The sequence below is a fragment of the Thermosyntropha tengcongensis genome (assembly GCF_055381335.1).
Genome location: NZ_AP042437.1, coordinates 712,299 through 733,045 on the forward strand (window position 1 = coordinate 712,299; position 20,747 = coordinate 733,045).

The following is a 20,747-nucleotide window of genomic DNA, read 5'->3' on the forward strand; positions in this document are numbered from 1 at the left end:
TTTAGGCATAAAAAGGATATTGTGGTTATATATAGAATATAAAAATATAGGGAATTTTTATTATTTTCTGTTTTATTTTTCATTTACATTAATTTATTGGGAGGGAAATTCGTGAATAAGGAGGTAGTGCTGGTAGGGGCTTGTCGTACACCGATAGGAACATTTGGGGGCAGGCTTAAAGATGTAAGCGCAGTTGAATTAGGGGCTTTAGTGATGAGAGAAGCATTAAACCGGGCAGGATTAAAAGGGGAACAGCTGGATGAGGTTATTTTTGGCTGTGTCCTGCAGGGAGGGCAGGGGCAGAATGTAGCAAGACAGGCAGCAATAAAAGCAGGCATACCTGAGACAGTAACTTCTTTTACCATAAACAAGGTATGCGGTTCAGGCCTCAGATCCGTAAGCCTGGCAGCCCAGATTATAAAAGCAGGGGATGCGGATATTATTCTGGCGGGTGGAACTGAGAACATGTCAGCAGCTCCCTATCTTCTGGAAAAGGCCCGTTTTGGCTACCGCATGAACAGCGGTGTGCTGGTGGATATGATGATTAAAGATGGCCTCTGGGACGCTTTTAATGACTATCATATGGGAATAACCGCCGAAAACATCGTGGAACAGTGGGGAATAAGCAGGGAAGAACAGGATGATTTTGGGTATCGGAGCCAGGAACTGGCCAAGAAAGCCATAGAAGAAGGAAGGTTCAAAGATGAGATTGTACCGGTAGTAATTAAAGACAAAAAAGGCGATATAGTTTTTGATACCGATGAACATCCAAGGCTGACTACCCGTGAAAAAATGGCTGAGCTTAAGCCAGCTTTCAAAAAGGATGGTACCGTCACAGCTGGCAACGCTTCCGGCATAAATGACGGAGCAGCGGCTGTAATAGTCATGAGTGCGGAAAAAGCCGAAGAATTAGGGATAAAACCGATGGCCAAGATCGTAAGCTATGCTTCCGGAGGGGTTGATTCCAAAATTATGGGCATAGGGCCGGTTCCAGCGACCCGCAAAGCTTTAGAAAAAGCAGGGCTTACCCTGGATGACATAGACCTGATTGAGGCAAATGAGGCTTTTGCTGCCCAATCCATTGCGGTAGCCAGGGAATTAGGTTTTGACAAATGTATGGAAAAAGTAAATGTAAACGGGGGAGCTATTGCTTTAGGGCATCCTATTGGTGCTTCCGGTGCCAGGATTCTGGTTACCCTGCTTTATGAAATGCAGAGGCGCGATGCCAGGAGAGGGCTTGCCACCCTCTGTATAGGAGGAGGACAAGGAGTAGCCATGATAGTTGAAAAGTAACATTTTTGGGGAGGGGTACAGGTGAATTTTAAACTTAGTGAAGAACATGAGATGTTTAGAAAAACCTTTCGCGATTTTGCCGAAAAAGAAGTAGCGCCTACCGCTGCGGAGCGGGATGAGGAAGAAAGGTTTGATATGGAACTGTTTTACAAGATGGGGGAACTGGGCATGTGCGGCCTTCCCTGGGAAGAAAAATATGGCGGGGTAGGTGCTGACTTTTTAGCGTATGTTATTGCCGTAGAAGAGCTTTCCCGGGTTTGCGCATCAACTGGGGTAACCTTATCCGCTCATGTTTCCTTATGTTCCTGGCCGATATGGAAATTCGGGACCGAAGAGCAGAAGATGAAATATCTGGTACCTTTGGCAGAAGGCAAAAAATTAGGGGCTTTTGCTATTACCGAGCCAGGAGCGGGGAGTGATGCAGGAGCTACCAGGACTACTGCTGTTTTAGATGGTGATGAATATGTGCTAAATGGGACCAAGGTATTCATAACCAATGCCTATTATGCTGACATTTACGTGGTTATAGCCCGTACCGGGCCTAAAGAACTGAAGCATAAGAGCATAAGCGCGTTTATTGTAGAAAAAGGAACCCCTGGTTTTAGTTTTGGCAAGAAGGAAAAGAAACTGGGCATTCGCTCTTCCGCCACCTATGAACTGATATTTGAAAACTGCCGCATACCGAAAGAAAACCTTTTGGGACAGGAAGGAGACGGCTTTAAGATAGCCATGATGATACTGGATGGCGGGCGCAATGGCATAGCAGCCCAAGCGGTAGGCATAGCCCAGGGAGCTTATGAATTTGCCTTAAATTATGCTAAAGAAAGGATTCAGTTTGGCAAACCTATTGCGGAACAGCAGGCTATTCAGTTTAAGCTGGCTGATATGGCTACCAGGATAGAAGCGGCCAGGCTTTTGACCTATCAGGCGGCCTGGCTGGAAAGCCATGGTTATCCTTATGGCAAACAAAGTGCTATGGCCAAAGTTTTTGCGGGTGATACAGCCATGTGGGTTACTACCGAAGCAGTGCAGATTTTGGGAGGTTATGGCTATACCAGGGAATATCCGGTAGAGCGTATGATGAGAGATGCGAAAATAACCCAGATTTATGAAGGGACAAACGAAATCCAGAGGATAGTAATAGCCAACCATATTCTAAAATAGCTAAAAGGCGGCAGATGCCGCCTTTTAGCAGTTTAAAGCACGCCAGATTTTCTCTGGGGTTGCAGGAAGGTCTCTTATACGTACTCCGCAGGCATTATATATGGCATCCATTATGGCGGGGGCTACCGTGTTTACTACAACTTCGCCAATTGATTTGGCACCATAAGGGCCGGTGTCTTCATAGCTGGGAGCAAACTCTACAGTTATTTTACCTATATCTCTGCGGGTAGGAATTTTATAATCCATAAAATTGTCTGTTACCAGTTTGCCGTTAGGGGCATATCTTACTTCTTCATAAAGGGCCAGGCCTATGCCGGTTACAATTCCGCCTTCTGCCTGAATCCTGGCCAGTTTGGGATTGATAGGAGTTCCACAGTCCACGATGCCAACAAATTCTATTACCTCAACTTTTCCGGTTTCTAAATCTACTTCCACCTCAGCAAATCCAGCCATATAAGGGGGCGCTTGTTTTTTGGGAACAAAAGAACCGGTAGTGGAAAGCTGAGTATGAAGTATATTATAGGTTATTTTTTTGGAAAAATCGGCCAGGCTTATTTTTTCATCATTATCCAGGCAGATGATGTATTTGCCGTCAAAAACTATTTTTTCCGGGCTGGTATTAAAATAGAGAGCACCTGTTTTTATTATTTCTTCTTTCATTTTAGTGGCTGCTTCGATTACTGCGTTCCCGGTGGTATAAGTAGTACTGGAAGCATAAGCTCCTGTATCAAAGGGTGTAGCATCAGTATCTGAAGAATAAACAACAATCTGGTCCATGTCTACTCCCAGGGTTTCAGCTGCTATTTGGGCCAGGATAGTTTCAGCACCGGTACCTAAATCAGTTGCTCCCACCAGCAGATTAAAGAAACCATCGTCATTGAGCTTTATGGTGGCAGCAGCCATATCTATATTGGGAAGACCGGAACCTTGTTGAGCGATAGCCATGCCCAGGCCTCTGACTTTGGTTTCGCTTACCTGGTATCTGGGGTACTTTTCATCCCATTTTATAAGTTCTTTTCCCCGTTTTACACAGTAGTCCAGCATACAGCTGTCCATGTACATGGGTTCCGGACCTGCTCCTTTGGTAGTCATGTTAATAAGAGGAGTTGTTTCCCCTTTTTTTATCATGTTTATATCCCTGATGACAGAAGGATCCATACCAAGTTCAGCTGCCAGTTCATTTACAGCTGATTCTATAGCAAACGTTCCCTGAGTTACTCCAAAGCCTCTAAGGGCTCCTCCCGGTACAGTATTGGTGTAAACAGCTGTTCCATTAAAACGTACAGCTTCTACCTTATTATAAAGAGGGAGAACTTTTTTGCCTGATGCGCCCAGCGTAGTTTCTGCATGCTCTCCGTAAGCCCCGGTATTGGAAACGGCTTTTACATCTATGGCCCTTATTTTTCCATCCCGCATAGCACCTATAGTTACCGTAAATTTCATGGCATGACGGCTGGTAGTGGCATTAAATACTTCACTGCGGGTATATACTATTTTGGCTGGTTTGCCTGTTTTTAAAGTAACCAGGGCAGGATAAAACTCAGCATTAACGGTTTGTTTGGCTCCAAACCCTCCCCCGATTCTCGGTTTTATTACCCGGATTTTGCTGGCTGGTATATCCAGGGCATTAGCCAGGATGCGCCGGGCATGAAAGGGAATCTGGGTAGAGGCTACTACTACCAGGCGGCCATAAGGGTCGAGATAGGAAAATGCCCTCTGGGTTTCCATCATAGCCTGTGCCTGGGCCTGGGTTTTATAGGTGCGGGTGATAACAACTTCACATTCTTCGAGGACTTTATCTACCTCACCTAGAGCCAAATTGACACGGCAGGCCACATTGTGTTTGGGATCAAAACCTACCGGCAGATTGGCAAAGATATCATCTTCCGGATGAACACGAACGGGGTTTTCTTCGGCTGTTTCAAAATCAAGCACCGGCTTTAGAACTTCGTATTCCACTTTTATGAGTTTTAAAGCATTAAGGGCTGTTTTTTCATCAACAGCAGCTACAATAGCCACATCATCCCCTACATGGCGCACATATTCATCCAGCAGGAATTTATCATAAGGCGATAACTCGGGGTGACATTGTCCAGCCCGGGTAAAAGGCTTGCGGTGAACATTTTTATAGGTAAATACACATTCTACGCCGGGCAGCTTTTCTGCTTCGGATGTGTCGATTTCTTTTATCCGGGCAAAGGCGTGCGGGCTCCGCAGGACTTTTACTACCAGGGCGTTGGATGGACAAAGGTCATCAGTATACAGCGGTTTGCCTTTAACCAGGCTCATGCCGTCAATTTTGTTAAATGACTTGTTTACTACCCGCACCATATTTCACCTCCAGGTATTTTTTGATAGCTCTGAGCTGCCCTTCATAACCTGAACAGCGGCACAGATTGCCGTTAAGGTAATGAAGAATCTGTTCATCAGTAGGATTGGTGACACATTTTTCGAGATAGAGAATGCTCATTATCAAACCAGGGCTGCAGTAGCCGCATTGTTCTACCCCTTCTTCTACCAAAAATTTGCCTATGGTTTCAGCTTCTTCCTGCACACCCTCCAGGGTGGTTACTTCATGCCCGTCCAGGCGGCAGGTAAGAACGGTACAGGATAACACTGCTTTTCCGTCTACATGAACTGTACATACACTGCAGGTGCTGGTGTCACAACCCTGTCTTACGCTCAAAAAACCCAGGTTTCTCAAGGTGGTAAGCAAAAATTCATCAGGAGGCACATCCAGTGTATAATGACTGCCGTTTATTTTGAGATTAACTACCATATCTTTAGAGCACCTCCTTTATAGCTTTTCTTAAAAGCACTTTGGCCAGCTCTTTGCGGTATTCAGCACTGCCTCGGCCATTGCTGCCGAAACTTAGCTCAGCAGCCAGGATTTCTCCAGCTTCCTTCAAGCAAGAAGAAGTTAACTCCTGCTTTTGTGCGTATTCCTGATTTAAATATTCCATGGTTTGCAGGGCTAGAGCGGCACGACCTGGCCTTGCTCCTACCACTATCCTGAATTTATCTTCTATTCTGGAAGCTGCCAGGTTTAAAATGGCATAATCGCCCCGGGAATTGCGCATGGCTTTGAATGCTGCCCTGCGCTTATCTTTTTTTATAATGATTTTTTCCAGGATATCTGGTTCTTTGGAGCCGTTTTCCAGGAAGTATTCGAGATCAAATGTGCCCTGTTTATAGAGCTTAACCTGGGTGTCCAGAGCATGCAGGGCAGTGATGAAATCTGAGAAACCGTAGCGGGAGAAGACGGTTCCGCCTACGGTTACCAGGTTGCGAAGCTGGATACCTACTATATCACGTACAGAAAGGGCTAAAATGTTGTCAAAATAGCGTTTTAAAATTTCTGAATGCTCAATATCCCCGAAAGTTGTCATGGCGCCGATTTCAATATTTTCTTCATCTTCTCTTATAAAAGAAAGGTCAGCTTTTGTAAGGTCAATAGCCAGAGGAATATTGCGGGTACCCAGGTTGAGATAGGCACATCCGCCTAAAAGGGTAGCACCTTTTTGGGAAGTCAAATATTGATATGCTTCTTTAAGGGAAGCTGGTGCTACATATTCTTTGATGTTCAGCAAAAAAACCCCTCCCTTTGACTGGAATGTTTAGTGAGCCAGTTCAGCAGCTGTTTGGCTGTTTGCCGCTGTTTCTTTTTTCTCTTCAGGGAAAATCGCATTCAGGATAAGGGCCAGGATTCCGGCTGCTACCACGCCGTCTTCCAGGAAAGCTTTAAGGAAGCCAGGCATGTGTTCAACAGCAGCAGGCACAAAGCTGAAGCTTAAACCTACTCCAAAGGCAATGGCAAGAATGGTGGTATTGCGGGGAGTAAAGCCGGAGCTGGCTATCATTTTCATGCCGGTTATCATTATCATGGCAAACACAATTATTACTGCTCCCCCTAATACACTGGGAGGCATAGCAGCAGCTACTGCTCCTACCTTGGGAATGATGCCGGCTAAAATGAGGAATATAGCACCGGTAGCAACAGAGAAGCGGTTTACTACCCGGGTAAGGGCGATTATACCTGCATTTTGCCCATATGAGTTGAGCGGCATGCTGTTAAAGAGCGCAGCCAGGGCACTGCCCAGAGCATCAGCAATTATAGCTCCACCCATTTCTCTTTCTTTGGCTTCCCGGTTTTCAGCTACAAAGGTTATGGCAGAAAGGTTGCCGATAATTTCCAGAGCTACGATTAAGTAAACGATGGCAAATTTTATGACTGCATCGAGATGGAAATCAAATCCGAACATAAGCGGGCGGGGGAAGCTTATCCAGGCAGCCTGGGCTACCACATTAAAATCGACTTTTCCCAAGGGGATAGCTATGAGATAGCCAATAACCAGGGCGATAAGTATGGCAGCGACATTTAAGATGCCTTTGGCAAAACGCTGCAGGAGGATTACTGTAAGGAGAACGATGAATCCCAAAAGCAGGTTTTCCGGGGAGCCATAGTCAGGCTTTCCTACTCCACCGGCGAAATAGTTAACTCCTACTGGCATAAGGGAAAGTCCGATGGCGATAAGAACTGTACCTGTAACCAGAGGGGGGAAGAAACGACGCAGATTTTTTATAAATATTCCGAGCAGGAGAGCAGCAAAACTCCCGACAAAAGAGGCGCACAATATTGCAGCTATGCCGTATGCTTTGCCTACGGCGATGGCAGAAGGGACAAAAGCAAAGCTGGTACCTACAACGATGGGAAGACGTGCACCAACCGGACCAATAGGATAAATCTGCACCAGGGTAACCAGGCCAGCGAAGATCATGGCACACTGCAGCATTATGACTTTTTGTTCCTGGGGTATGCCCAGGAGATTGGTGATTATTATTATAGGAGCAATATTGCCAATGAACATGGCCAGAACATGCTGCATTCCAAGCGGGATAGCCACTCCCAGGGAAGGTTTACCGTCCAGCTTATAAATAAGTTCCTGATCAGTTAAGGTTTTTGCATCGGCCATAGAAAAACCTCCTTTTAAATTTTAGATTTTGGTTTGTGCTGGAAGTTTTAAAGTATTTTAACTTTTTCATCCCTCCTTTTTGTGTTTTTGGCCCAAAAAAAACCAGGCCAGTTTCAGGGAAGCTTGCTTCCCTAAAACTGACCTGGTTAAAGCCGAACCTCATTAAGTCCTCTTTAACATTTGTCAGTGGTTTTAAATTGACTGGGATGTTACTTTTAACGAGAAACCGACTAATCCCGAAGGATTTTCGCTTTCCCGTAAACTATTACATTTAGTTATCTTTATTAAACCATGGCTTTCGAAAACTTGCAAGAGGGAATTTTATTTTGTTGAAAATTCTAAAATTTATTGACAATAATGTCGAAACTGATACACAATTTAAAATAAATCAGGCAGCTGATGTTGTTGAGGATAGAGGATGAAAAACAGATCAAAATCCAGGCTTACATTTTTTATAAATTCAATAATTTTATTTTTATTTATGCTGCCGTCCGGAGTGAGGGCGGAAGATTACCAGAAGGTGGTTCTCCAGCTCAGATGGCAGCACCAGTTCCAGTTTGCTGGCTATTATATGGCCCAGGCTTTAGGCTACTATGCTGATGAAGGATTGGATGTAGAGATAAGATCTGCTTTTACTCCGGAAGGTGAGGTTTTAAATGCTCCCCAGGAAGTCGCCGAAAAGAGGGCTGATTTTGGTATAGGGGCTATTGATATTCTGATAGCAGAAGATGAAAAAACGGATTTTATGGTCGTAGCTTCCATTTTTCAGCGCAGCCCTACAGAATTCTTTATGCTGCAGGATACCCCTTATAGTTCGCCAGCTGATCTGGCAGGTCTTAAAATTGCCAGAAGAAAGCATGATTTGCTGGATATTGAACTGCAGGCTCTGCTAATAAGAGAAGGGATTGATCCGTCAGTATTCCCTTTTTGCCAGCATATAGGCAATTTTCAGATAGAAGATTTGGTTTCGGGAAAGTATGATGTAGTTCCCGGCTATCTGGGAACTATCAGCTACTATGCAGAAAAAAAGGGGATAAAGCTTAAACGTATAAGGCCAGTTGATTACGGAATAGATTTTTATGGTGACACTATTTTCACCCGCAAAAGCCTGGCTTTGACCAATCCGGAACTGGTAGAAAAATTTCGCCGTGCCAGTTTGAAGGGCTGGGAATATGCGCTAAATCATCCGGAGGAAACAAGCAGGTATATAGTAGACAGATATTATTCCCAGGCGGAAAATAAGCAGGAAATACTGGAGTTTAACCTGTTTCAAGCGGAAAGGGTTAAGGATTTTACCCTTTATCCAGTAGTGCAGGTAGGCAATATAAATCCCTACCGCTGGGAGCAGATGTATACTACTCTGCGCAGTTTGGGGCTTATGCGGGAGGATATAGATATAAATGATTTTATATTCGATTATGAAAATATAAAAGAAAGCCGGGAGAGGCAGAGGCAGAAACTTATAAATGTATTTACCCTGGTTTTGGTGGTATTATCCCTGTTTGCTTTGACTGTCTATCTTACAGCCCGCCGTACAATGGCAGAACTGAAAGCTGCATTTGAGAAACAGCTGGAAGAAAACAAGCAGAAAGAGGCGCTTATAATCCATCAGGCCAGGCTGGCAGCGATGGGGGAAATGATGGCTAATATTGCCCACCAGTGGAGACAGCCGCTTAATAACCTGGGCCTGGTGCTTACCAATCTGGAAGATGCCTATAAAAGAGAAGAGCTTACCCCGTATATCATGACATCTTCCCTGGAGAAGGCAAGAAGGCTCATAAGCAATTTATCGCATACCATTGAGGATTTTAGAGATTTTTTGAATCCCTGCAGTGAGAAGGAAGTATTTTATATTTATGAAGCAGTAACTTCGGTACTTGATCTGATGGAGGAAAATATCAAGTTCAACAATATCAAGGTGGAATTTGCCAGACTGGAAATGGTGTGTGCTTATGGTTATGCCAATCAGTATGCCCAGGCGGTATTTAATGTGATAAACAATTCTTTTGAAGTTTTGAAAAAAAGTTTGCGCCCTGACAAAAAGATAGTTTTGCGGATTTATGAAGAGAGCGGGATGGCGGTTCTGGAAATCGAAGATAATGGAGGAGGTATAGATGAGAGTATAGGGGACAAAATTTTTCAAATTTATTTTACTACCAAACATAAAGAGCGCGGAACCGGTTTGGGGCTTTATATAACTAAAACGGTGATTGAACAAAAGATGGGAGGAAAAATAAGCTGGCATAATACTGGAGAAGGCTTATGCATGCAGCTGGCAGTACCAGTTTTTGGAGGGGATGCAGATGGAAAATGGCAAGGATAGCCTGCTTTTAAGCCAGTGTAAGGTGCTTTATGTTGAAGATGAAGAGTTTACCCGGGAAGAATTGGGTTTTTTTCTCAAAAAAAGGGTAGGAAGGCTGATAACAGCTGGTAATGGAGAAGAAGGGCTAAAGCTGGCCAGGCTTCATGAACCTGATATAGCTCTGGTAGATGTGCGGATGCCCCTTATGGACGGAATTACTATGTGCCGGAAAATCAGGGAAGCTGGATTGGACTGCGCTTTTATAATAGCATCTGCCCTATCAGACAGTCCAACTATTTTGCAGGCAGTTGATGTGGGAATCGTAAAATATATAATAAAACCGATAGATCCTAACAGCTTGCTGGAAGTTATGGAAAATGTAGCCAGGGAAATCTTTAAAAAAAGGTTTAAGAAACAGGCAGAGATTAAAGGATGGAGCCTGGAGAGAGAAAAAAGGCTGGAGCTGGAAAAGAGAATAAAGGCAGCGGTAGCGCATTTTTTGAAATCAGCGACCGGGAAAGGACCGCGTGATATACAGGTTTTTTTGGGCGGAGGCAGGCTGGAAATCAAAGCGATAGAGGTGCTTACCCTGCTGGAGCAGAGTATCTTAACTAACAGTAAGAATGGGCATCTGCTTGAGTACCTGCGCCGCCTTTTGTATGTGGAAAAAGGAAGTGAACTGGAAAAAATTTTAGGGGATATTCTATCGGTAGAAGTGAAAATAAGGGATATTCAAATTAATATAAACGATAACCGGGATTGTATAACTTTTGATTTATCCTAAATTATGTATTGTAAAATCGGCAGGTTTATGTTTAAATAAATTTAAAATCATGACGATGATGCTAAAAGCAGTGGTGCTGGTTAGCTCATCATTAAAAGGTTACAAATTAAAAAAGCTGGAAATTATTAAAGATAAGGTAATTTAGCTTTAATAAGCCAGCTCCTGTACAGTAAAACAGGGGCTGGCTTGTTTGTTTAAGCAATTGTTAATCTTTTTTTAATATTATTTTAACTTATGTTAACAATAAAAATATGGCATTAAAAAAACTAATATAGTATCATTAATTTTAATTATTATCAAGTAAAGTACGCTATTTTATCCTGAATCATATGAAAAGGAGGAATAATATGTTAACAGATTATGCAACTATTGGGCTGTTCTTTCTCCTTTCTATCGGTTTTCCTCTGGCTGCCCTAGCTTTAGCGGCTCTGGTGCGTCCCAAATCCTATTTTAATAAAGAAAAAATGATGCCTTATGAGTGCGGAGTTGATACCAAGGGGAAAACCTGGGTCAGGTTTAAGGTTAACTATTTTCTCTATGCCCTGGTTTTTCTGGCCTTTGAGGTAGAAACCATATTCCTGTTTCCCTGGGCAGTTAAATTTAACCATTTAGGACTGTTTGCTTTTATTGAAATGATAATATTCCTGATAATACTTCTGGTTGGGTTGTTCTATGCCTGGAAGGAGGGGGCTTTGGAATGGTACTAGAAAATGATGTAAAAATGCTGGAAAAAAACAACATCATCGTCACTACTCTGGAAAAGATATGGAACTGGGGAAGGGCGCATTCCTTCTGGCCGCTTTCCTACGGCTGCAACTGCTGTCCGATAGAAATGATGGCATCCGGGGCGGCCCGTTTTGATATTGCCCGCTACGGCTATGAAGTTTTCAGGGCATCTCCCAGGCAGGCAGACCTTCTTATTGTAGCAGGGCCGGTTACGGTGAAGATGAAGCCGGTAGTACAGAGGGTTTATATGCAGATGCCGGAACCCAAGTGGGTTTTGGCCATGGGCAACTGTGCCATAAGTGGAGGGCCTTTTAAGGACGGGTACAGCGTTTTGCCCGGCTGTGACACTTTTCTCCCTGTAGATGTATATGTGCCGGGATGTCCTCCGCGTCCGGAAGCTTTGTTTAATGGGCTTCTAGAACTTAAGGCGAAAGTTTTGGGCAAGAGATAGGAGGGAAGCTGATGACAGCAGATTTAAAAAGGCTTACAGGCCGTTTCTCCGGGGTTGAGATAGAAGAGGGCGGGTTTTTTACACTGCGGGTTAAAGAGAGCCATGATTTGTTCCCGCTTCTCAAGGCCTTAAAAGAAGAATACGGGTTTAATTATCTTGCCAATTTGACAGCTGTTGACTATAAAGACAAATTTACTGTTGTATATCATATTTATAAAATTCCAGAAAATGAAAAAGTCTGCGTGAAAATAGATGTAAACCGGGATAAGCCGGAAATAGATTCGGCGGTAAGCTTGTGGCCGGCGGCCGATTTTCAGGAACGGGAAGTTTATGACTTGATGGGGATTATATTTAAAGGGCATCCTAACCTGGAGCGCATACTGCTACCTTCTGATTTTGTCGGACATCCCCTGCGCAAGGACTATAAACCTGCTTGAAGATCAAGATAAGGAGGTTTGTTATGCTGGAAACAGATTTTATAACCATAAATGTAGGGCCCCAGCACCCCAGTACCCATGGCGGTCTGCATGCCGAAACGGTTCTGGATGGGGAACACATAGTGGACTTAAAAGTACATTTGGGCTATGTTCACCGTTCAGTTGAAAAAATAGCCGAGTCGCGCACTTATACCCAGTTTATTCCATATAATTCCCGTTTAGATTACCTGGCTACCCATCTGCCGACTATGGGGTACTGTCAGGCGGTGGAAAAACTTTTAGATATTAAGGTGCCGGAAAGGGCGGAATATATAAGGGTTATAATGGCAGAACTTTCACGTATCGCTTCTCACCTTCTTTTTATAGGCAGTTTGGCTATCGATATAGGTGCCACTACCGGGCTTATCTATTGTTTCCGGGATCGGGAAAGAATAATGGATATGTTTGAAATGACCAGCGGGCAAAGGCTGATAGCCAGTTATATGCGCATAGGGGGATTTCATGAAGATTTGCCGGAAGAATTTTATCCAGCAGTAAGGAGTTTTTTGGATGACCTGCCTTCTATGCTTGATGAATACAACAGTCTTCTAACCGGCAATGAGATTTTACAGGCGCGTCTTAAGAATACCGGTGTTCTGTCAGCTGAAGATGCTATCGCTTATGGGGTAAGCGGCCCTAACCTTAGAGCCAGCGGGGTAGCTTATGATATACGCAAAGCTGACCCTTACGGCATCTACGACCGCTTTGATTTTGACATACCGGTAGGGCAAAAAGGGGATAACTGGGACAGGTTTCTGGTAAGGATACGGGAAATTGAGGAAAGTGCCAAGATTATAAGGCAGGCTTTAAAAGATATGCCGGAAGGGGAGATAAGGGCAAAGGTGCCAAGGGTTATAAAACCGGAAGAGGGAAGGGAAGTCTATCACCGCATTGAATCTTCCAAAGGGGAATTAGGGTTTTATATTGTAAGTGATGGGAGTGAAAAGCCCTACCGTTTGCATGTAAGGGCACCTTCTTTTATAAACCTGGGGGTTTTGTCTCTCATATCCCGGGGAGGAAAACTGCAGGACCTTATTGCCAATATTGCTACTCTGGATCCTGTTTTGGGAGAAGCCGACCGGTAGTCTGGCATATAAACTGGTAAGGAGAGTTGGTATATGAGAGGAGCGGAAACCTTTTTTGTTGACCTGGCTGGAGCTATCGTAAACGGACTGAAGAACATGGGCATGCCCACTTTATGGGCAGAAATCATACTTCTTGTAATAAAATTTGCCTGCATAGCAGGTATTGTAACAGTCAACATCATTATTCTCATCTGGCTGGAGAGAAAGATTTCAGGTTTTATCCAGCAGCGTTTGGGGCCTAACCGGCTGGGACCCTGGGGGATATTTCAGACCATCGCGGATGCGATAAAGCTTTTGACCAAAGAAGATATAATACCTTCCGAAACGGATAAGGTTATTTTCCGCACAGCTCCCATCGTTTTCATTATTATATCCCTTATGCTTTATGTAGTCCTGCCGTTTGGGGACGGTATGGCGATTGTAGACCTGAATCTGGGGGTTTTATACTTTATCTCCGTAGGTTCCCTGGGGACGATAGCCCTTTTAATGGCAGGCTGGGGCTCCAATAATAAATGGTCTCTCTTGGGGGCTATGCGTTCGGTAGCCCAGATGATAAGCTATGAAATCCCGCTTGCCTTTTCACTTCTGGCAGTAGTCATGATTGCCGGTTCTCTTAATATGTCGGATATAATAAAGGCTCAGGACAATATATGGTTTGTTTTCCTGCAGCCGGTTGCTTTTATAACCTATTTTATTGCCGCTACCGCTGAACTTAACCGGGGACCTTTTGATATGCCGGAAGCAGAGCAGGAGCTGACCGCAGGAGCATATACAGAGTACAGCGGCATGCGCTGGGCGCTCTTTTTCCTGGCTGAATACACCAACCTGTTTGCGGTTTCGGCTCTGGCAGCTATTATGTTCTTTGGCGGCTGGCAGGGGCCCTGGCTTCCTTCCTGGCTTTGGCTGCCGATAAAAGCCTATATAATAATGCTGGTCTTCTTCTGGCTTAAATGGACTTTGCCGCGCATACGCATGGACCACCTTATGGCTTTCAGCTGGAAAGTCTTGATACCTGTCACCCTGGTTAATCTGGTAGTTACCGGATGTGTACTGCATTTTCTCAAATAGGATAGGTGGTGATTAAGATGTGGGGAAGTGGAATATTAAAAGGTTTGGCCATAACCTTGAAACACCTTTTTGAATGGGACATAACCGAACAGTATCCAGAAGAAAGGCCTAATCTGTATCCGCGCTTCCGGGGACGGCTCATGTTAAATCCGGAAAAATGCATTGTATGCGGTATGTGTGTAAAGAGCTGTCCCAATGGGGTTTTAAGCTTTACGGAAGCCAGAATAAAAGACAGCAAAAAGAAAGTTATTACCAGCTATATCATAGACCATCAATACTGCATGTTCTGCAACCTTTGCGTAGAAGCGTGTCCTACCAGGGGGCTCTACTTCAGCCATGATTTTGAGTGGGCAGCCTTCAGGAGGGAAGATATAAAAACCGTTTATAAACCTGACCTTACTGGACTTGAGCTCGTAGCTTCCGAAGGGGAAGATGAAGAAAAAACGACTGCCGCTGCAGAAGATAAAGATAAGCTTTTAAAACAGGTGCAGGCTATGGTGACGGCTATAAAGAAAAATCCAGCCAAAACCCTGGCCCGGGTAGCTGAAAGCGAGGAAGAGGCTTTACAGCTTGCTAAAATCCTGGGTGATGATGAAAACAAGATTAAAAAGCTGGCAGAGCTTATGGTAACTGATAAAGAAAAAGCAGCCAAAGTAGCTAAAGCCTTTTTGGCTAAAGGCAGGAAGGAACAGGAGGGATAAAGGTGCAGATAGCTGATTTAGTGTTTTATGTTCTGGCAGCATGCGTAATAATGGCTGCTCTGGGAGTAGTAGCTCTGCCCAATATCGTGCACAGTGCCCTGTGCCTGGTTTTGACATTTGTTGGAGTTGCCGGCGTTTATTTTTACCTGGGGGCAGATTTTATAGGGCTTATTCAGATTCTGGCCTATGCGGGAGCAATATCAGTCCTCATAATTTTTGCCGTAATGCTCCTTTTGAGCCGGGATGTAAGCGAAAGCAACCCTTCTTTGCCCAGAGGAAAATTCTTGGCTGCGGTTTTTTCGGGTTTATTTGCTTTTTTGCTTATGGTTTCTATCTACAGCACTTCCTGGAACCTGGCAGGAAAGGCGGAGTTTAAAGACAGCATCGGAAAGATTGCCTTTATGCTTATGGGTGATTATGTAATAGCTTTTGAAATAGCTGCCATCCTTCTGCTGGCAGCAGTGATAGGGGCCATTATTCTGGCCCGGGGGGAGGATAAAAGATGAGTATAGGGCTTAACCATTATCTCATTTTGAGCACGATTCTCTTCAGCATAGGGGTTTATGGTGTTTTAGCCAAAAGAAATGCCGTTGCGGTCCTTATGTCAATTGAGCTTATATTAAATGCAGTAAACATAAATTTTGTGGCTGCCAACCGCTTTATCGCGGGAGATGGAATAACCGGACAGCTTTTTGCCATTTTTGTAATTGTGGTGGCAGCTGCCGAGGTAGCGGTAGGACTGGCTTTAATAATCTCTATCGTAAGGCAGAGAAAAAGTGTTAATCTTGATGACTACAATATCCTGAAGTGGTAAGGGGGGAGATTAATGTTTGACTGGACTCTGCAGCATATATGGCTTATTCCGCTTATACCATTAGCTGCCTTTGCCCTGATTGGGCTTTTTCTGCACCGCTTTCCCAGGCTTTCTGCAGGAGTATCTATAATAAGCATTGCTTTAGGATTGGTGATGGCTGTAATTATACTGGCCGGGATGTTTAAAGCAGGAGAGCCTCTTAATTATGAAGTAGCCTTTCCCTGGCTTAAAATGCCGGGACTTACGGTGGAAATGGGGCTTTTAGTTGATGGCCTTACCGCAGTCATGCTGTTTATAGTGACATTTGTAGCTTTTCTGGTACAGGTCTATTCCCTGGGATATATGGAAGATGATCCGGGTTTTGCAAGCTACTATGCCTACCAGTCCCTTTTCGCTGCTGCCATGCTGGGATTGGTGGTGGCCAATAATTTTGGGCAGATGTTTGTGTTCTGGGAGCTGGTAGGGCTTGCTTCCTATCTTTTAATCGGCTTCTGGTTTGGCAAAAATTCTGCCCGGGATGCAGCCAAAAAAGCGTTTATCACCAACCGGGTGGGGGATTTTGGTTTCCTTCTTGGCATTTTGTTTGTGCAGATAATTTTTGGCACCTTAAATTTCGGGGAACTGGCTCCCCTGGTGGCAGATTATACGAATACAGCCCTTTTGATAACTGTAACCCTGCTTCTTTTGGCTGGGCCGGTAGGCAAATCAGCTCAGTTTCCGCTTCATGTATGGCTTCCGGATGCGATGGAAGGGCCTACCCCGGTTAGTGCCCTTATCCATGCCGCTACCATGGTAGCTGCCGGGGTATATCTCATAGCAAGAGCTTTCTTTATTTTCAGCGCTACTCCGGAAGCTATGCAGGTTATAGCTTTTATCGGCGGCTTTACTGCCCTTTTTGCGGCGGTTATAGCGGTTACCCAGTATGACATAAAGCGGATACTGGCTTATTCTACCTTGAGCCAGCTTGGCTATATGGTTATGGCTATGGGGTTAGGGGCTATGACAGCCGGAATGTTCCACCTGACTACCCATGCTTTCTTTAAGGCCCTCCTGTTTCTGGGGGCAGGCAGTGTGATATATGCCCTGCACCATGAACAGGACATAAGGCATATGGGGGGGCTTTCCCAAAAGATGCCGGTTACTACCTGGACTTTCGTAATCGGCGCTCTTGCTCTGGCTGGAATTCCGCCTCTGGCTGGATTCTGGAGCAAGGATGAAATCCTCCTGAGTGCCTATGCTGGAGGTTATACCGGGTTTTATGTACTGGGCCTTTTGGTAGCCTTCCTGACTGCTTTTTACATGTTCCGCCTCATATTTACAGCCTTTTTCGGTGAAAGCCATTCAGACGGGCATCACGCAGAAGTGAAAGAATCGCCGGCAGTAATGACTGTCCCTCTGCTTTTGCTGGCGGTTATGTCTATAGGGGCAGGCTTTATCGGAGCCCCTGTTACTGGCAATATCTTTGGCCATTTTGTACATTATGCCGGGGAAACTCATCATGAGCCTGAAATGGTGGTGGCAGCCACCTCCGCATTAATAGGGGTTCTGGGGATAGCTGCCGCTTACCTGGTTTATGGAAGAAAGCTGGTTGATACCGCGAGGGTTAAAGAAAGGCTGAATGGAATTTACTCCCTGGTATATAACAAATTTTATATAGATGAGCTCTACCTTTGGCTTATCCGCGTTTTTGTCGATAAAACGGCAGAAATTATGTTCTGGATAGATATTCATGTTATTAACCGGCTGGTGGACCTTTCAGCCGAGATAACCGGGGCTCTGGGCAAAGTTTTGCGTTATACCGAAAATGGACAGGTACAGACTTATGCCTATTACATGCTGGCTGGCGTAATAATCATTTCGGCTGCTGTTTTGCTGGCCGGATTAGGAATAATGCAGTAAAGGGGGAGAAAAATGGGCAGTATACCGGTTCTCACATTGACACTGCTTTCTCCGGTCCTGGGTGCGGTTTTGATTATGGCACTGCCCCGGGAAAAAATAAAAGGGATAAAATATACAGCAGCGGCAGCTACTTTTGTAAGCCTGGTTTTATCGCTGATAGTTTTTATAACCTATGACCGGCAGGCTGGAGGCATGCAGTTTGTAGAAAGGATAAACTGGACACCTGACCTTGGCGTAAGCTATGCCCTGGGGGTAGACGGCATAAGCATAACCATGCTCCTTCTTACTACCCTTATCGGCTTTAGTGCGGTTTTTGCCTCCTGGAGAATAAACGAACAGGCCAAAGAATTTTTCTCCCTGCTTTTGCTTCTTATAACCGGAGTTATGGGAACTTTTATAACTACGGACCTTTTTATATTCTTCCTCTTCTATGAGGTGGTAGTAATTCCCATTTATATCCTGGTCATAATGTGGGGGAGCAGCAAGCGGGTTACCAAGGAATATGCGGGCATGAAGCTTACCATATACCTTTTAATAGGAAGTGCATTTCTCCTTTTAGGAATTATATCCCTTTATGTGAAGTCTTATTTGCTGACCGGAAAGCCGTCAACCGACCTGATGTACCTGGCTGCTTTGGATTATGATGTGACTTTCCAGATATTTGTTTTTGCCCTTATGGCAGTCGGTTTTGGGACCCTGCTTTCCATGTTCCCGTTTTATTCCTGGTCGCCTGATGGCTATGCGGGGGCTCCTACAGCAGTAAGCATGATTCATGCCGGGGTTTTGAAAAAAATAGGAGGCTACGGCTTGATAAGGATAGGGCTCTACCTTTTGCCGGCTGGGGCTCAGGCGGTTGCGCCGGTAATAGCTGTTCTGGCTATCGGCAATGTACTTTATGCTGCCTATATCTGCATAAGCCAGAAAGATTTGAAATACATTGTCGGATATTCCAGTGTAAGCCATATGGGATATGTCCTCATAGGGATTGCCGCTTTAAACCTTATCAGCATCAATGGCGCGGTTATGATGATGTTCGGGCATGGGGTTATGGCTGCCCTCTTCTTTGCCTTGATCGGCAACCTTTATGAAAAAAGCCATACCCGCAATATTGATGATTTTGGAGGCCTGGCCCACCAGATGCCGCGGATGGCTACCGGTTTTATGATAGCGGGGCTTGCTTCCCTGGGGCTTCCGGGCATGGTGAACTTTATTGGCGAATTTACCATCTTTGTCGGGGCTTTCAAACATTACCAGGTTATCACCATCCTGGCTGTTTCCGGGGTTATATTTACGGCCCTTTATATATTAAGAACCCTGGGGACCATGTTATTTGGCCCCCGGCAGGAAAAGTGGGACCATCTTGCTGATCTTAAAGGGGTAGAAATGGTTCCCCTGGTGGTGCTGGGAGCGGCTATTATCCTGGGAGGAATTCTGCCTTTTGGCCTTATGGACATAATAAACCAGGGCACCTTTGAACTCCTGGCTCAGGCTAAACTGCTTACGATAGGGGGAATTTAGGCATGATAAAGCTGCTTTTGCCGGAAATAACTATAGCTTCCCTGGGGGTATCAGTCATTATTCTGGCTCTGCTCCTTCCCCGCAAAGGGGAAAAAGCGGTACAGGCATTGAGCATTGCCGGCCTTATTTTTACCTTATTTCTGGTAACAGGAATGTGGGAAAAAGAAGATGTCCTCTTTAATGGCATATATATAATTGATGCTTATGCCGGGTTTTTTAAGATGCTGTTTTTAACTGCCGCGCTTCTGGTTATTCTAAGCTCAACAAACTATATAAGAAATTTTGCCGGCCGCATATCTGAGTTTTACGGATTTCTCCTCTTTACCATCCTGGGCATGATGGTGATGGCAGGAGCTGGTGACCTTTTGACATTATATATTGCCCTGGAACTCATGACTATAAGTTTTTACATCCTGGTAGCCTATGTCCTGAATAGGGAAACTTCCCAGGAGGCAGGGATAAAATATCTGATTCTGGGAGCCCTTTCTTCCGGTATACTCCTTTTTGGCATCAGCCTGGTTTATGCCTTGAGTGGTACTACGGTATTAAGCGAAATAGTAAGCCGCTTGAGCCTGGAACCGGCTTTAATAAGCGGGATTATCCTTATTCTGGCCGGGTTTGGCTTTAAAATTGCCCTTATTCCTTTTCACATGTGGACACCGGATATATATGAAGGAGCTCCAATTAACATAACCTCTTTCCTGGCGGTAGCTTCCAAAGCGGCCGGACTGGCAGCTATGGTAAGGGTATTTATGATGAGCTTTAACATCGGGTTTTTCGACTGGCAGTTTGTGCTGGCGGTGCTTGCGGCGCTTACCATGATAATAGGGAACCTGATAGCTATAGTGCAGAGCAATATAAAAAGGCTTCTGGCCTATTCCAGCATTGCGCAGGCTGGCTATATGGCGGTAGGGTTGGTGGCTGCCAATGAATATGGGCTAAAAGGGATACTTTTTTACAGCATGGTCTATGTTTTTGCCAATCTGGGGGCTTTTGCCGTGGCTACCCAGGTGGAAAATGACACCGGAAGCAATGAGATAGAGGCTTTTGGGCAGCTGGGCAAGAGATCCCCATTTCTGGCTGCAGTTATGACGGTTTGTCTGCTGTCACTGGCTGGCATTCCCCCGTTGGCCGGCTTTGTTGGGAAGTTCTACCTGTTTTCCGGCGCGGTAGAAGCCGGCTATGTTGGACTTGCCTTTATCGGCCTTTTGATGAGCATGATATCGGTTTACTACTATCTGACGGTGGTAAAGGTTATGTATATCGGCAGGAGCGAAAAGGAATCCTCTTTGTCCATAGAACCTGCTGCCAAGCTGGCTCTCTGGATATGTGTACTTTTAACTGTATTTTTAGGCATTTATCCTTACCCCCTTACATTGCTTACCCGCAGTGCGGTAAATATATTTATAGGCTAAAAGGATAACTTACTATTCTGACAAATGTTCAAAAAGCAGGAAAAAAGAAGGAGGAGTAGAAGTAATAAGAGGAGATTT

The 20,747-nt window shown here is 44.8% G+C and carries 19 protein-coding genes; 15 read left to right on the top strand and 4 right to left on the bottom strand.

Features of this window, described 5'->3' with window-relative positions; all coding sequences use genetic code 11:
* The first annotated feature begins 111 nt into the window (after nt 1-111).
* Together ACZ42E_RS03470 and ACZ42E_RS03475 are read left to right on the top strand one after the other, a co-directional pair.
* Nucleotides 112-1,293 carry an acetyl-CoA C-acetyltransferase gene (locus ACZ42E_RS03470; protein WP_464893067.1) on the top strand — a complete coding sequence of 394 codons (1,182 nt, stop codon included), beginning with the start codon at nt 112-114 and terminating at the stop codon, nt 1,291-1,293.
* A gap of 21 nt (nt 1,294-1,314) precedes the next feature.
* The gene (locus ACZ42E_RS03475) at nt 1,315-2,457 is read left to right on the top strand and encodes an acyl-CoA dehydrogenase (RefSeq protein ID WP_464893068.1); all 1,143 of its coding nucleotides are present in this window, start codon (nt 1,315-1,317) and stop codon (nt 2,455-2,457) included.
* Nucleotides 2,458-2,481: 24 nt separating this feature from the next.
* Here the strand turns inward: ACZ42E_RS03475 and ACZ42E_RS03480 are convergent, their stop codons facing one another.
* From ACZ42E_RS03480 to ACZ42E_RS03495, 4 genes are read right to left on the bottom strand one after another with little or no spacing between them, the layout of a single operon-like run.
* Complete coding sequence (locus ACZ42E_RS03480; RefSeq protein ID WP_464893069.1) at nt 2,482-4,788, bottom strand: xanthine dehydrogenase family protein molybdopterin-binding subunit; 2,307 nt, start codon at nt 4,786-4,788, stop codon at nt 2,482-2,484.
* Nucleotides 4,760-5,236 carry a (2Fe-2S)-binding protein gene (locus ACZ42E_RS03485; protein WP_464893070.1) on the bottom strand — a complete coding sequence of 159 codons (477 nt, stop codon included), beginning with the start codon at nt 5,234-5,236 and terminating at the stop codon, nt 4,760-4,762. The genes ACZ42E_RS03480 and ACZ42E_RS03485 overlap by 29 nt, the downstream gene beginning before the upstream one ends.
* Nucleotides 5,237-5,240: 4 nt before the next feature.
* The gene (locus ACZ42E_RS03490; RefSeq protein WP_464893071.1) at nt 5,241-6,047 is read right to left on the bottom strand and encodes an FAD binding domain-containing protein; all 807 of its coding nucleotides are present in this window, start codon (nt 6,045-6,047) and stop codon (nt 5,241-5,243) included.
* Between the two features lie 27 nt (nt 6,048-6,074).
* Entirely contained in the window at nt 6,075-7,430 is a 1,356-nt protein-coding gene (locus ACZ42E_RS03495; RefSeq protein ID WP_464893072.1) for a uracil-xanthine permease family protein, read from the bottom strand.
* 418 nt (nt 7,431-7,848) lie between these two features.
* Here ACZ42E_RS03495 and ACZ42E_RS03500 point away from each other — a divergent pair, with 418 nt between their 5' ends.
* The 13 genes from ACZ42E_RS03500 (at nt 7,849) to ACZ42E_RS03560 (ending at nt 20,669) form a co-directional block, all read left to right on the top strand.
* Nucleotides 7,849-9,753: an ABC transporter substrate-binding protein gene (locus tag ACZ42E_RS03500; protein WP_464893073.1), complete on the top strand. Its 1,905-nt coding sequence runs from the start codon at nt 7,849-7,851 to the stop codon at nt 9,751-9,753.
* Nucleotides 9,734-10,516: a Na-translocating system protein MpsC family protein gene (locus tag ACZ42E_RS03505; RefSeq protein WP_464893074.1), complete on the top strand. Its 783-nt coding sequence runs from the start codon at nt 9,734-9,736 to the stop codon at nt 10,514-10,516. Before ACZ42E_RS03500 ends, ACZ42E_RS03505 begins: the two co-directional genes overlap by 20 nt.
* A gap of 347 nt (nt 10,517-10,863) precedes the next feature.
* Nucleotides 10,864-11,223, top strand: coding sequence for an NADH-quinone oxidoreductase subunit A (locus tag ACZ42E_RS03510; protein ID WP_464893075.1), 360 nt, complete (start codon nt 10,864-10,866; stop codon nt 11,221-11,223).
* Nucleotides 11,214-11,693 carry an NADH-quinone oxidoreductase subunit B gene (locus ACZ42E_RS03515; RefSeq protein WP_464893076.1) on the top strand — a complete coding sequence of 160 codons (480 nt, stop codon included), beginning with the start codon at nt 11,214-11,216 and terminating at the stop codon, nt 11,691-11,693. Before ACZ42E_RS03510 ends, ACZ42E_RS03515 begins: the two co-directional genes overlap by 10 nt.
* Nucleotides 11,694-11,704: 11 nt before the next feature.
* Nucleotides 11,705-12,130: an NADH-quinone oxidoreductase subunit C gene (locus ACZ42E_RS03520; protein WP_464893077.1), complete on the top strand. Its 426-nt coding sequence runs from the start codon at nt 11,705-11,707 to the stop codon at nt 12,128-12,130.
* A 23-nt stretch (nt 12,131-12,153) separates the two neighbouring features.
* Nucleotides 12,154-13,254 (top strand): NADH-quinone oxidoreductase subunit D, encoded by a 1,101-nt coding sequence (locus ACZ42E_RS03525; protein ID WP_464893078.1) that lies wholly within the window; start codon nt 12,154-12,156, stop codon nt 13,252-13,254.
* Nucleotides 13,255-13,287: 33 nt separating this feature from the next.
* The gene (nuoH, locus tag ACZ42E_RS03530; protein ID WP_464893079.1) at nt 13,288-14,322 is read left to right on the top strand and encodes an NADH-quinone oxidoreductase subunit NuoH; all 1,035 of its coding nucleotides are present in this window, start codon (nt 13,288-13,290) and stop codon (nt 14,320-14,322) included.
* 17 nt (nt 14,323-14,339) lie between these two features.
* A complete protein-coding gene (locus tag ACZ42E_RS03535; protein WP_464893080.1) occupies nt 14,340-15,023 on the top strand; it encodes a NuoI/complex I 23 kDa subunit family protein in 684 nt (227 codons plus the stop codon).
* 2 nt (nt 15,024-15,025) lie between these two features.
* Nucleotides 15,026-15,529: an NADH-quinone oxidoreductase subunit J family protein gene (locus ACZ42E_RS03540; protein WP_464893081.1), complete on the top strand. Its 504-nt coding sequence runs from the start codon at nt 15,026-15,028 to the stop codon at nt 15,527-15,529.
* Nucleotides 15,526-15,837, top strand: coding sequence for an NADH-quinone oxidoreductase subunit NuoK (gene nuoK, locus ACZ42E_RS03545; protein WP_464893082.1), 312 nt, complete (start codon nt 15,526-15,528; stop codon nt 15,835-15,837). The genes ACZ42E_RS03540 and nuoK overlap by 4 nt, the downstream gene beginning before the upstream one ends.
* 12 nt (nt 15,838-15,849) lie before the next feature.
* Nucleotides 15,850-17,736 (top strand): NADH-quinone oxidoreductase subunit L, encoded by a 1,887-nt coding sequence (nuoL, locus tag ACZ42E_RS03550; RefSeq protein WP_464893083.1) that lies wholly within the window; start codon nt 15,850-15,852, stop codon nt 17,734-17,736.
* Nucleotides 17,737-17,748: 12 nt separating this feature from the next.
* Nucleotides 17,749-19,254 carry a complex I subunit 4 family protein gene (locus tag ACZ42E_RS03555; RefSeq protein ID WP_464893084.1) on the top strand — a complete coding sequence of 502 codons (1,506 nt, stop codon included), beginning with the start codon at nt 17,749-17,751 and terminating at the stop codon, nt 19,252-19,254.
* 2 nt (nt 19,255-19,256) lie between these two features.
* Complete coding sequence (locus ACZ42E_RS03560) at nt 19,257-20,669, top strand: NADH-quinone oxidoreductase subunit N (RefSeq protein ID WP_464893085.1); 1,413 nt, start codon at nt 19,257-19,259, stop codon at nt 20,667-20,669.
* Nucleotides 20,670-20,747 lie beyond the last annotated feature (78 nt).